The organism is Sphingomonas chungangi (assembly GCF_013778325.1).
Classification (GTDB): Bacteria; Pseudomonadota; Alphaproteobacteria; order Sphingomonadales; family Sphingomonadaceae; genus Solisphingomonas; species Solisphingomonas chungangi.
In genome coordinates this window covers 76,638-89,299 of the sequence record NZ_JACEIB010000026.1, presented here as the reverse complement: position 1 = coordinate 89,299, position 12,662 = coordinate 76,638, and the positions used below count along the sequence as shown (strand labels likewise).

10 protein-coding genes are annotated in these 12,662 nt (G+C 68.1%); 6 read left to right on the top strand and 4 right to left on the bottom strand.

Annotation, left to right across the window (positions count from 1 at the left end; translation table 11 throughout):
• Positions 1-43: 43 nt before the first annotated feature.
• The 5 genes from HZF05_RS16135 (at position 44) to hflX (ending at position 6,438) form a co-directional block, all read left to right on the top strand.
• Positions 44-2,329, top strand: coding sequence for a sensor histidine kinase NtrY-like (locus HZF05_RS16135; RefSeq protein WP_160362830.1), 2,286 nt, complete (start codon positions 44-46; stop codon positions 2,327-2,329).
• Between the two features lie 3 nt (positions 2,330-2,332).
• Positions 2,333-3,718: a nitrogen assimilation response regulator NtrX gene (gene ntrX, locus HZF05_RS16130; RefSeq protein WP_160362829.1), complete on the top strand. Its 1,386-nt coding sequence runs from the start codon at positions 2,333-2,335 to the stop codon at positions 3,716-3,718.
• 2 nt (positions 3,719-3,720) lie between these two features.
• Positions 3,721-4,329, top strand: a complete 609-nt coding sequence (locus HZF05_RS16125; protein WP_160362828.1) for a hypothetical protein — start codon at positions 3,721-3,723, stop codon at positions 4,327-4,329.
• Between the two features lie 316 nt (positions 4,330-4,645).
• The gene (gene hfq, locus HZF05_RS22185; RefSeq protein ID WP_160363137.1) at positions 4,646-5,128 is read left to right on the top strand and encodes an RNA chaperone Hfq; all 483 of its coding nucleotides are present in this window, start codon (positions 4,646-4,648) and stop codon (positions 5,126-5,128) included.
• Entirely contained in the window at positions 5,125-6,438 is a 1,314-nt protein-coding gene (hflX, locus tag HZF05_RS16115; protein WP_160362827.1) for a GTPase HflX, read from the top strand. Before hfq ends, hflX begins: the two co-directional genes overlap by 4 nt.
• 29 nt (positions 6,439-6,467) lie before the next feature.
• On the opposite strand, the gene gmk is transcribed toward hflX, so the two are convergent.
• Both gmk and mazG read right to left on the bottom strand, forming a co-directional pair.
• Positions 6,468-7,148: a guanylate kinase gene (gene gmk / locus HZF05_RS16110; protein ID WP_160362826.1), complete on the bottom strand. Its 681-nt coding sequence runs from the start codon at positions 7,146-7,148 to the stop codon at positions 6,468-6,470.
• A 439-nt stretch (positions 7,149-7,587) separates the two neighbouring features.
• The gene (gene mazG / locus HZF05_RS16105) at positions 7,588-8,418 is read right to left on the bottom strand and encodes a nucleoside triphosphate pyrophosphohydrolase (RefSeq protein ID WP_160362825.1); all 831 of its coding nucleotides are present in this window, start codon (positions 8,416-8,418) and stop codon (positions 7,588-7,590) included.
• Positions 8,419-8,567: 149 nt separating this feature from the next.
• On the opposite strand from mazG, the gene HZF05_RS16100 reads away from it, so the two are divergent.
• A complete protein-coding gene (locus tag HZF05_RS16100; protein ID WP_160362824.1) occupies positions 8,568-10,973 on the top strand; it encodes a DUF3772 domain-containing protein in 2,406 nt (801 codons plus the stop codon).
• Here HZF05_RS16100 and HZF05_RS16095 read toward each other — a convergent pair.
• Together HZF05_RS16095 and HZF05_RS16090 are read right to left on the bottom strand one after the other, a co-directional pair.
• Complete coding sequence (locus HZF05_RS16095; protein ID WP_160362823.1) at positions 10,970-12,154, bottom strand: BaiN/RdsA family NAD(P)/FAD-dependent oxidoreductase; 1,185 nt, start codon at positions 12,152-12,154, stop codon at positions 10,970-10,972. The two genes, HZF05_RS16100 and HZF05_RS16095, sit on opposite strands and share 4 nt — an antisense overlap.
• A gap of 38 nt (positions 12,155-12,192) precedes the next feature.
• The gene (locus tag HZF05_RS16090) at positions 12,193-12,648 is read right to left on the bottom strand and encodes a PaaI family thioesterase (protein WP_160362822.1); all 456 of its coding nucleotides are present in this window, start codon (positions 12,646-12,648) and stop codon (positions 12,193-12,195) included.
• Between the last annotated feature and the right edge of the window lie 14 nt (positions 12,649-12,662).

Here is a 12,662-nt window from a genome sequence, read left to right as displayed (position 1 = left end):
GATATGTGTTGTATCGGCAACGCCCCGTGGTAGAACGGCCACGATGGACGCGGCGCAAGCCACCACTCCCCAGACAGCGACCGATCGGCAGCCCCGCTGGCGCCGCCGACTCACGGTGCTGCGGCGTCGCGGCGTGCTGATCGGCGCGGTCGAGATCCTCACGGTCATCGCGGCGCTGGCGATCTCGCTGGGCAGCTGGGCCTATATCTCGCGCTCCGGATCGCCCGAGACGCTGCTGACCCCGCCGCTCGTCGCGCTGCTGCTGGTTGCCAATCTGGTGCCGTGGATGGGCATCCTCGTGCTGATCGCGCGGCGCATCGCGCTCCAGCGGGTCGCGGGATCGAGCGGGGGGCGGATGCATGTCCGCCTCGTCGCCACCTTCTCGGCGGTCGCGGCGGTACCGACGCTGCTGGTGGTGATCTTCGCCTCGCTGCTGTTCCAGTACAACGCCGCCTTCTGGTTCTCCGACAGTGCGCGCGCCGTGCTGGTCAGCTCGGATCGTGTCGCTCAATCCTACGTGCGCGAGAATGGCGACGCCCTGCGCGGCGAGATGATCGCGATGACGGGCAATTTCCGCGAGGCGCTGTCGCAGGTCTCGACGCTCGACGATCCGCGCATGCCGGCCTTCCTCGTCGAGCAATATACCTATCGCCACCTCTATGAACTGGCGCTGGTGGGGGTCGGGCAGGACGGCGCGCCGCATATCCTGCTGTTCACCAACCTTGCCTCGAACCGTACCGCCGCCGAATTGCTGCCCAAGGCGATGATCGCGACGCTGGACAAGGGCGCGACGCTCAGCGAAGTCGCCGGCAACCGGATCGAGGGGCGGATCGCCGTCGATCCGAAGGCGCGGCTCTATCTTTATGCCTCGCGCAGACTCGATCCGCTGGTCGTCGCTCAGGCGACACGCGCACGATCGGCGCTGGGCGACTATACCAGTCTGCTCAACCGCTCGCGCTCGCTCCAGCTGCGCTTCAATGCGCTATTGCTGGGTTCGGCGCTGCTGATCGTCGCGGCCTCGATCTGGATCGCCTTCACCGTCGCCAACCGTCTGACCCGGCCGATCACCGATCTCGTCGGCGCTGCGCGGCGGATCACGCTGGGCGACCTGACGGTGCGCGTGCCGCCGGCGGTGCGCCGGGACGAGGTCGGCGCGCTCGCCACCGCGTTCAACCGCATGACCCGCAGGCTGGAGGAGCAGACCGGCGCGCTGGTGACCGCCAACGCCCAGCTCGACCAGCGTCGCGCGCTGACCGAAGCGGTTTTGTCGGGCGTCAGCGCGGGCGTGATCTCGGTGGATGGAGAACGGCGCATCCGCCTCTCAAACGAATCCGCTGACCGGATGCTGAGGGCGGGCGACGAGAGCGCGATCGGGCGCCCGCTGGCCGAGGTCTCGCCCGAGTTGGATCGGCTGATCGGCGAGGGCCAGCGCGAGTCGATCGTCCAGATCGTCTCGGGCGGTGAGATGCGAACGCTGGCGGTAACACTGGTGCCGTCCGACGGCGGCCACGTCCTCACCTTCGACGACATCACCCAGCAGCTGCTCGATCAGCGCCGCGCCGCCTGGTCGGACGTGGCGCGGCGCATCGCGCACGAGATCAAGAACCCGCTCACGCCGATCCAGCTCGCGGCCGAGCGGCTTCAACGCCGCTACGGGAAGGACATCCCCGCCGACGATACGACTTTCGAGCGGCTGACCCAGACGATCGTGCGGCAGGTCGGCGACATGCGCCGCATGGTGGACGAGTTCAGCTCCTTCGCGCGCGTGCCCAAGCCGGTGTTCCGCTCCGAGCCGATCGTCGAGGTCGCCCGGCAGGCGCTGTTTCTGCACGAGGTCGCGCACCCCTCGATCCGCTTCTCGCTGGATGCGCCGGATCCCTCGCCGGTGGTGGTGTGCGATCGGCGGCTGCTCGGCCAGGCGCTCACGAATATCGTGAAGAATGCCGCCGAAGCCATTGTCGAGAAACACGAAGAGGGCCAACCGATCGGCGGCGCGATCGAGATGGTGATCCGCGCGGGCGAGAATCGCCTCGGCATTCAGGTCAGCGACACTGGCATCGGCCTGCCCGCCGAGCGCGAGCGGCTGACCGAGCCCTATATGACGACGCGGGCCAAGGGCACGGGCCTGGGCCTCGCCATCGTCAAGAAGATCGTCGAGGAGCATTTCGGCACGATCGGCTTCACCGATCGGCCGGGTGGCGGCACCGTCGTGAGCATCCTTCTCGATACCGACACGCTCTCGTCGCTGGGCGGCGAGGCAATGCCGCTGGAAGACACGGGCATGGGCACGGAAACGCGCCCCGAACTCACGCGCATGAAGGCCGGATAAAGCATGGCACTGGACGTATTGATCGTCGACGACGAGCAGGACATTCGCGAACTGGTCGCGGGCGTGCTGGAGGACGAGGGCTACGGTGCCCGCACCGCCGCCAACAGCGACGACGCGCTGGCCGCGATCCGCGAGCGGCGGCCGAGCCTCGTACTGCTGGACGTGTGGCTGCAGGGATCGAAGCTCGACGGGCTCGACCTGCTCGACGAGATCAAGCGGCGCGATCCGTCGATCCCGGTGCTGGTGATCTCCGGCCATGGCAATCTCGATACTGCCGTCGCCGCGATCCGGCGCGGCGCGACCGACTTCATCGAAAAGCCTTTCGAGGCCGAGCGTCTGCTCCTGCTCGTCGCCCGCGCGACCGAGACCGAGCGGCTGAAGCGCGAGAATGCCACGCTGCGCGCGCAGGTCGGGCAGGACGAGGAGCTCAACGGCCAGTCGGCGGCGATCAACCAGGTCCGCGCGACGCTCAAGCGCGTGGCGGGGACGGGGAGCCGCGTGCTGATCACCGGCCCGGCCGGCGTCGGCAAGGAGGTGGCGGCGCGTCTGCTCCACGTTTGGTCGACCCGCACCCGTGCCCCGTTCGTGGTGGTGTCGGCCGCACGGATGACGCCGGAACGCGTCGAGGAGGAATTGTTCGGGGTGGAGGAGGGCGGTGACGTCCAGCGCCCCGGCCTGCTCGAACAGGCGCATGGCGGCACGCTGTTCCTCGACGAGATCGCCGACATGCCGCTTACTACACAAGCGCGCATCCTGCGCGTGCTGACCGACCAGAGCTTCACCCGCGTCGGCGGCACGCAGATGGTCAAGGTCGATGTCCGCGTCGTCTCCGCCACCGCGCGCAACCTGCAGGACGAGATCGAGGCGCGGCGCTTCCGCGAGGATCTGTTCTATCGTCTCAATGTCGTACCGGTGAATCTTCCGGCCTTGTCCGAGCGCCGTGAGGACATCCCGGCGCTCGTCCAGCACTTCGCCGCGCGCTATGCGGCCGAGCGGCGGGTGGCGACACCGGAGGTCTCGGCCGAGGCGATCGCCGCGCTGCAGGCCTATGACTGGCCGGGCAACGTCCGCCAGCTCCGCAACATCGTCGAGCGCACGCTGATCATGGCGCCGGGTGATCGCATCGGCCGGATCGATGCCGACATGCTGCCGGGCGAGATCCTGTCCGATCAGGCGCAGCTGGCGCCAGGCAACGCCGCCAAATCCATCATGGGTACACCTTTGCGCGAAGCGCGCGAGACGTTCGAGCGCGAATATCTCCGCGTCCAGATCCGCCGCTTCTCGGGCAACATCTCGCGCACCGCGACCTTCATCGGCATGGAGCGGTCGGCGCTGCACCGCAAGCTCAAGTCGCTGGGCCTCGTCGACGTGAAGGACGGGGAGGAATAAGCGTGCCGCTCCGCAACCGCGTGGACCCGTTCGGGCATATCCATGCGGTGCCGGAGCATGGCGAGCTGATGGGCAATCGCGGTTGCCTGCACGGCGACGCCCGCAATCTCCTGCGCGAGCATGGCAGCTACAAGGCGTGGATCTCCTGCAATCTCGTGCGCGGCGACCGGCGCCAGACCCTGATGGCGCCCGGCCTCTACACCCAGCTCTTCTTCCGCGACGAGGCGACCGCGATGGCGGCGGGGCATCGCCCCTGCTTCGAATGCCGCCGCACGCACGCCAAGGCGTTCGTGGCGGCATGGGGTGATGCGCACGGCGTCACCGACCCGCGCGTGCCGCAGGTCGATGCGATCCTCCATGCCGAGCGGCTGGGGCCACGCCCGGCATATGACGGCCGCAAGTTGCCCGACGGCGCGATGATCGGAACGGCGGACGAAGAGCGAAGCTGGCTGGCATGGCGGGGCACTTTCCGTCCTTGGAGCTTCGCCGGCTACGGGCCTGCAGAAACACCCTCCGGCGATCTCGTTCTGCTCACACCGCCGTCGATGGCGGCCACGATCGAAGCGGGGTATAAGCCGGCGGTGCACGCCAGCGTGACGGCGCTGCCATAAGGCGTTGCCCCCGGCGCGTCGCATGCTTACATGTTCGCAGGTGCGGAATCGACAATCGGTCCGCCGCGTGGCGTGAATGAGAACAAAGGACATAGCGCGAATGAGCCCGGAAGAGACTCCCGCTAAGGAAATTGGCGCTGTCGAGGCCACGGCCGAAGCGCCGGCCCGCTTGCCGCGCAAGAAATTGGCCCCTAAATTCACCGCACCGCCTCCCGAGCCGGAGGTGGTGTCCGAGCCGGAGGCGCCCGCGCCCGAGGCCAAGGCAAAGCCCACCCGCGGGAAAGCACCCGCCAAGAAGACCGGAGAAAAGAAAACCGTGTCTGAAAAACCGAACAATCTCCAGGACATGTTCCTTAATGCTCTGCGCAAATCGAAGACGCCGGTGACGATGTTCCTCGTCAAGGGCGTGAAGCTGCAGGGCATCATCACCTGGTTCGACAATTTCTCCGTGCTGCTCCGGCGCGACGGCCAGTCGCAGCTGATCTACAAGCACGCCATCTCGACCGTGATGCCCGCCCACCCGATCGACCTCGCGCCGATCGAGAAGGCTTTCGCCGAAACCAAGCGCAGTGTGCTGCTACAGGAAATCTTCCTGAACGCCGTCAAGTCGTCGGGCGATCCGGTGACGATGTTCCTGGTCAACGGCGTGATGCTGCAGGGCGAGGTCGCGGCCTACGATCTGTTCTGCCTGCTGCTCCGCCGCGACGGGCAGAGCCAGCTCGTCTATAAGCATGCCATCTCGACGGTGCAGCCGCTCCACCCGGTGAACCTCGCCGAGGCGGACGAGGACGACGATTGAGCGGATTCGGCCGCGAGGACAAGGACGGCATCGTACGCGGGGGGCGCGCGATCGTCGCGCTCCCGGAGATCGGCCCGCACAACCGCACCGCCGAAGCGCGGCTGGAGGAGGCGGCAGGCCTCGCCGGCGCGATCGGCCTCGACGTGGTCGAGAAGCTCGCCTTCCGCCTGCGCCAGCCCAAGGCCGCGACCCTGCTCGGCTCCGGCCAGGTCGAGGCGCTGGCCGAGGCCGCGCGCATGGCCGAGGCCGAGCTGGTGGTGGTCGATGCCGCCGTCACCCCGATCCAGCAGCGCAACCTGGAAAAGGCGATCGAGGCCAAGGTGATCGATCGCACCGGACTGATCCTCGAAATCTTCGGCGAGCGCGCCGCGACGGCCGAGGGCCGCCTGCAGGTGGAACTGGCGCACCTCGATTATCAGGCCGGCCGGCTGGTGCGGTCATGGACCCACCTCGAGCGCCAGCGCGGCGGCTTCGGCTTCCTCGGCGGCCCCGGCGAGACGCAGATCGAGGCCGATCGCCGGATGATCCGCGATCGCATGGCGAAACTGCGCAAGGAGCTGGAGCAGGTCAGCCGCACGCGCGGCCTGCACCGCGATCGCCGGCGGCGCGCGCCGTGGCCGGTGGTGGCGCTGGTCGGCTATACGAACGCCGGAAAGTCCACGCTTTTCAATCGGATGACGGGCGCTGACGTCATGGCGAAGGATCTCCTTTTCGCCACGCTCGATCCGACCATGCGGCAGATCCGCCTGCCGGGCCTCGACAAGGCGATCCTGTCCGACACGGTGGGTTTCGTCTCCGATCTGCCGACACAGCTCGTCGCCGCCTTCCGCGCGACGCTGGAGGAGGTGACCACCGCCGACATCATCGTCCACGTCCGCGACATGTCGCACCCCGACAGCGAAGCGCAGGCCGAGGATGTCGCGCGCGTGCTCGCCGAAATCGGGGCGACCGACGAGGAGGCCGAAGAAGGTCGAGGGCGCGTCCCGATGATCGAGGCGTGGAACAAGGTCGACGCGCTCGATCCCGAGGCGACCGCCGTGCTCCGCGCCGAGGCCGCGCGCCGCGACGACGCAGTGGTGCTCTCGGCGCTGACCGGGGAAGGGGTGGATGACCTCCGCCGCTTCGTCTCCGATCGCCTGAGCCGCGGAGCCCGCGTCCGCACGGTGCGCCTGCCGGCGAGCGACGGGGCGAGCGTCGCCTGGCTCCACCAGCATGGCGAGGTGCTGGCGAGCGACACGGCGGGCGAGATCGTCAGCCTCGACGTCCGGATCAGCGACGTCGACTGGGCGAGGTTCGAGGCGCGGCCTTAAGCCCCCTCCCTGGAAGGGAGGGGCTAGAGTCACCCCCGCATCAGCTTCCGCGTGAACCCGATCAGCCCCAGCTGGCGGTGCCGCCGCAGCCGTTCCGCCCGCAGGATCAGCCGCACCTGGGCGAAGCAGCGCTCGACGTCGTCGTTGACCAGCACATAGTCGTAGCCGTCCCAGTGGCCGATCTCGGAGACGGCGCGCTCCATGCGGCGGTCGATCACGTCCTTGGGATCGGTGCCACGCGAGCGCAGGCGGCGGTCCAGCTCCTCCATCGAGGGCGGCAGGATGAAGACGCGCACCACGTCGCCGGCGGCCTGCTGATAGAGCTGCTGCGCGCCCTGCCAGTCGATGTCGAAGAGCACGTCGCGGCCTTCGTGGAGCATCTTTTCGACCGGCGCGCGCGGCGTACCGTAGCGATGGTCGAAGACGTGCGCCCATTCGAGGAACTCGTCGTCGGCCGCCATCCGCTTGAATTCTGGCACGTCGACGAAGTGATAGTCCTTGCCGTCCGTCTCGCCCGGCCGGATCGGCCGCGTCGTGGCGGAGACCGACATGGCGATCTGCCCGTCCGCCTCGATCAGCATGCGCGAGATGGTCGACTTGCCGGCGCCGGACGGAGACGAGATCACGAACAGCAGCCCGCGCCGCTGCGCCTCGGTCTCGTGCGCGGGTCGGCGGGGAAGGGGGATGGGGGAATCGTCGGGCTCGGCCATGGCCGCTTCTGCCCGCTCGCGGCGCGGGGCGTCAATCCGCTTGACAAATATAACCGTATTGGTTATAAGCCGCAGCCATCACGCACATCCTTGATCATGGTGCGACGTGATGGAAGTGGATGACGGCGGATCTCGGTCCGTCGAGCATCCAGCGGCCGGCGCGCCGGGCATCCGGGTGGATTCCCGCAACCCCACCGTCAACCAGGCCAGCGCAGGCCCGCCGCTCCCGTGCCGACGGGGTGTCCATCCTGCGTCCGCCCCAACCGGGATCGCTTCCCGCCACGGCGATCAATGCCGAGGAAATGGGAAGAAGGCCCTCGCGGGAGAAGAACCCCGCAAACCCCCGCGATGCACGAGGCACGCGCGGGGCGCCGGCCGCCTTCCTGCCCTGATTTCGGGGGAGACGTGTGTCCGGCGAAGGCTGGAGCGCCGGCCTCCGCTATAGGCCGCGCGCCTTCGCGGCCTGCCAGAGCGCTTCCTTGTCATCGAGGCTCAGGCCCGCGAACGTATCCCCCGCCTCCTCCTCCATCGCTGCGAAGCGCCGCTCGAACTTGGAATTGGCAGCACGCAGCGCGGCTTCCGGATCGATCTTCATATGGCGGCCCCAGTTGACCAGCGCGAACAGCAGGTCGCCAAACTCTTCGGCGCGCGCCGCATCGTCCGCCGCGGAGGCGATCTCGTTTAGCTCCTCGACCACCTTCGCGCGCGGACCGTCCGCATCGGGCCAGTCGAAGCCGACGCGCGCGGCGCGCTTCTGCAGCTTCTCGGCGCGCAGCAGGGCGGGCAGGCCGAGCGCCACACCCGCGAGAGCCCCGGTTTCCTGCTTGCCCGCGCGCTCCTCGGCCTTGATCTGTTCCCAGCCGATCTGCGCGGCAGTGCCGTCGGTGCGCTCCACCACGCCGAAGACATGCGGATGGCGGCGGACCATCTTGTCGGAGATGCTCTCGATCACGTCGGCGAGCGCGAAGTGGCCGGCTTCCTCGGCCATGCGCGCGTGAAAGACGACCTGGAGCTGGAGATCGCCGAGCTCGCCCTTGAGATCCGCCATGTCGTTGCGGGCGATCGCGTCGGCGACCTCATGGGCTTCCTCGATCGTGTAGGGCGCGATGGTGGAGAAGTCCTGCTCGACATCCCACGGGCATCCGGTTTCGGGATCGCGCAGCTTCGCCATGATGCCGGCCAGCCGCTCGATCGCTCCTCCCGAGGATTGGCGGTTTTCCGTCACGGGGGGCTGCGAGGGGGCCTTGAGGGGGGCTGTATCGTGGGTCATCGCCGATCCGATAATATACATTATGTAAAATTTTAGGGTGTTCCGGAGACACTGCCGGTTCCCCTGCCTAGCGTCGATCTAAATCGAAAGCACGTCCTCTCGGCGCGCCAAGACTGTCCCCGGCGTTTCGGAGGCGTTAGGAAGCGCGGATGCTGCGTAAACTGCTCCTGCTGCTCTCGATCGCCATCGCCGCGCCGACATTCGCGCAGGATACCGATCCGATCATAGCGTCGGTCAAGGCACTCGATCAGGCGTCCGACGACTATCAGTCGATCGACGCCGCCTTCAACGGCCGCGCGACATCGTCCGAGGCGCAGGCTCTCAAGGATCGTGCGGCTGCGGTGAAGCAGACCGCCACGACCCAGGTGACACTCCTCCAGACCCAGCTTCAGCTCGTCGACGCCCGCGTGGCCCAGCTCGGCCCGGTGACGCCCGGCGTGGTCGAGACGCCGGACATCACGGCGCAGCGCAAGCTGCTCGCCCAGCAGCGCTCCACCGTCGATTCGGCAATCAAGCGCGGCAAGCTGCTCGGCACCGAGGCGGACCAGCTCAACACCGAGATCGGCCAGAGCCAGGCCGATGCCTTCTCCGAGCGGATGTCCGAGCGGGTAGCCTCGCCGCTGAGCGGCAGCTTCTGGAGCGCGCTGATCCGCTGGCTGCCTCGCGACAGCCGGCGGCTCTCGGCTTTCGTCAAGGCCGAGACCGGCGCGATCGGCACTGGCATCCGGACGGGCGGCCTGCCTGCCGCGCTGCTCGGTATCATCGTCGCGCTCGCCTTGATCTTTCCCGTGCGGCTGGCCTTGCGCGCCGCCGGCCGCCGCTATGTGATCGAGCGCGTGCCCGGCAACCGCCTGCGCCGCACCGGCCTCGCTCTGTGGCTGGCGGTGATCGGCACGATCGTGCCCGCACTGGCGGCCCTGTCGCTGGTCGGCGGCTTCCGCGCCGGCACCATGATCGCCCCGGCATGGGAGCCGGTCGCCGCCCGCTTCGAGCTGGCCTGCCTGATCGCCGCCCTGATCACCGCATTGGGCGGCGCGCTCCTCCAGCGCAAGCAGCCATCCTGGCGGCTGGTGCCGCTGTCGGACGATGCCGCCAACGCGCTGCGCCCTTGGACCTTCGCCGCCGCCGGCGTGACGCTCGTGAGCTTCCTGCTGATCGCGCTGCGGGACGCCATGGGGGCCAGCGGATCGGCGCAGGCGGCGGTCGATGGCGTGGCCGCCCTGCTCTATATCGCGCTGGTCTTATGGTATCTGATCGGCGCCGCGCGCATTCGCGCCGACATCGTGCGCGAGCATGACGAGACACGCGGCGACCAGTCGGTGATCGCCTTCCTGTCGCTGGCGACTTGGGGCGTGCTGGCCGCTTCGGTCGTGTCGTTGCTCACCGGTTATGTCGCACTCAGCTATTTCCTCGCGCGCTTCATCATCTGGATCGCGGTCATCGCCGCCTCGCTCTATCTGCTGCTGCTGAGCGTCGACGACATCTGCTCCACCGTCTTCGATCGCGACGGCAAGGTGGCGAACCTGTTCCATCACGGCTTCGGCATGCGCCGCAGCCTGATCGACCAGTTCGGCGTCGCCCTTTCCGCTTTGCTGCGGCTGCTGCTGATCCTGACGGCGGCGGGCCTCGTTCTCTTTCCGTTCGGATCGAACGTCACCACCCTCTTCGGCCAGATCGCGCGCTTCGCCAACGGTGTGACGATCGGTCAGGTGACGATCTCGCCCGGCGCGATCCTGCGCGCGGCGGCGGTGCTGGCGGTCGGCCTGTTCGTGGTGCGCGGCATCCAGCGCTGGCTGGTCAACCGTTACCTGCCCGCCACCGAGCTGGATGCCGGCGCGCAGAACTCGATCGCGATGGTGGCGCGCTATACCGGGCTGATCCTGGCCGTTTTGTGGGCACTGGCCTCGCTCGGCATCGGGATCGAGCGGATCGCCCTCCTCCTCTCCGCGCTGTCGGTCGGCATCGGTTTCGGCCTGCAGGCGATCACGCAGAATTTCGTGTCCGGCCTGATCTTGCTCGCCGAGCGGCCGGTGAAGATCGGCGATTGGGTGCGGATCGGCGACCAGGAAGGCGATGTGAAGCGGATCAGCGTCCGCGCCACCGAGATCCAGATCGCCGACCGATCGACCCTGATCGTGCCCAACTCCGAACTGATCACCAAGAGCATAGTCAATAAGACGCTCGCCGATCCGCTGGGCCGCATCCAGCTGCAATTCTCGGTGCCGCTGGGAACCGACGTGGAGCAGGTGCGGAACATGGTGATGGCGATCTACGAGGCGCAGCCCGCCGTGCTCGACGATCCCAAGCCCAGCCTGTTCATCGACACGATCGCGGACGGCCGGATCAACTTCAACGGCTTCGCCTTCGTCAATTCGCCGCGCTCGGTGTACGGAACGCGCAGCGACATCTGGTTCCGGCTGCTCTCGGAACTGCCGGAGGCCGGGATCGAGCTGGGGACGACGCCGCAGCAGGTGGAATGGATCAATGGCCGGCCGACGGGCGCGGAGGGGATCATCGGCGGCGAGGAAGACCCGACACTGCATCCGAAGGGCTAAAGTGCCTGGCCGCACGCCCAGCCGCTTGCCCAGGCCCATTGGAAATTGTAGCCGCCGAGCCAGCCGGTGAGGTCCACCGCCTCGCCGATCGCATGGAGGCCGGGCACCGCCCTCGCCTCCATCGTCTGCGAGGAGAGGCCGGCGGTGGCGATTCCGCCAACGGTCACCTCGGCCTTGGCGAAACCCTCGGTGCCGCTGGGGTGGAAGCGCCAATCGGCGAGCCGGCGTTCGGCGGACTCCAGCACCTTGTCGGGCAGGTTGGCGAGCTCCCCTGCGAGCGCCAGCCGCTCGGCCAGCGCCTCGGCCAGCCGATCGGGCAACAGTCCGCCCAACACCGATCGCACACCCGCTTTCGGCCGCGACCGCTTGGCGTCGCGCAGCCAGCCCGCGGGCCGGCTGGGCAGGAAATCGATGCCGATGCTCTCGCCATGCCGCCAATAGGAGGAAATCTGCAGGATCGCCGGCCCTGACAGGCCGCGATGGGTGAACAGTGCGGCTTCACGGAACGCGGTCTTGCCGGCCCTCGCGGTCACTTCGGCAGCGACACCGGATAGTTCGCGGAACAGCGCCTCGTCCGGCCCCAGCGTCAGCGGCACCAGCGCGGGGCGCGGCTCGACCAGCTTGAGGCCGAAGCGCTTGGCGAGTTCATAGGCGAAGCCGGTCGCGCCCATCTTCGGGATCGAAGGACCACCGGTGGCGATCACCAGCTTCGGCGCGCTCGCGAGGTGCCCGCCATAAGCGACCGTGAAGCGTCCGTCGGCATGATCGACATCGCGGACCGGCTGTCCGCAACGGACGACGGCACTGCCCTTCCCGCATTCCGCCAGCAGCATCGCGACGATCTGCTTCGCCGATCCATCGCAGAAGAGCTGGCCCAGCGTCTTCTCGTGCCACGCGATCCCATAGGCATCGACCAAAGCGATGAAGTCGGCCGGCGTGTAGCGTCCCAGCGCCGACTTCATGAAATGCGGATTGGCCGAGAGGTAGTTGCCCGGCCCTGCCCCGACATTGGTGAAGTTGCAGCGCCCGCCCCCCGAGATCAGGATCTTCTTCCCCGGCTCGTCGGCATGGTCGACCACCAGCACGCGCCGCCCGCGCTGTCCGGCGATCGCGGCACACATCAGACCCGCCCCGCCCGCGCCGAGGATGATCGCGTCGTAATTCTCGGATGGTGACGTCATGGCGCGCCTTCCCACATCGCGGCACGCGGCGATAGTGGTCAGCCCGGCAGATCGAACACCAGCAGCGTAGAGGTCGCGGAAGCACAGAGCTTGCCCTGCGCATCCACCAGCTTGGCCTCCACGAAGGCGGTGCGCCGCCCGATGCTGAGCACCACGCCCTCCGCCCGCACCGGCTCGCCGCCCGCCTTCAGCGCGCGGTGATACGACACTTTCAATTCCAGCGTCGTATAACCCTGCGTCGCGGAGAGCATCGTGTGGGCCGCGCACCCGCAGGCGCTATCCAGCAGGGTCGCCGCATAGCCGCCATGGATGCTGCCGATCGGGTTGAGCGCGTTGACGCCAGGTACGCCGGCGAACACCACCCGCCCCTTCTCGATCTCGGCAAGATCGAAGTCGAGCGTGTCGGCGATCGGTGGCCTGCGTCCCGCCGCCTTCAAGGCGCGCAATTGCTCGATCCCGCTCAGCGACCCGGCGGCTTCCTCGATCACGTTCATGGCGGCATCCTCAT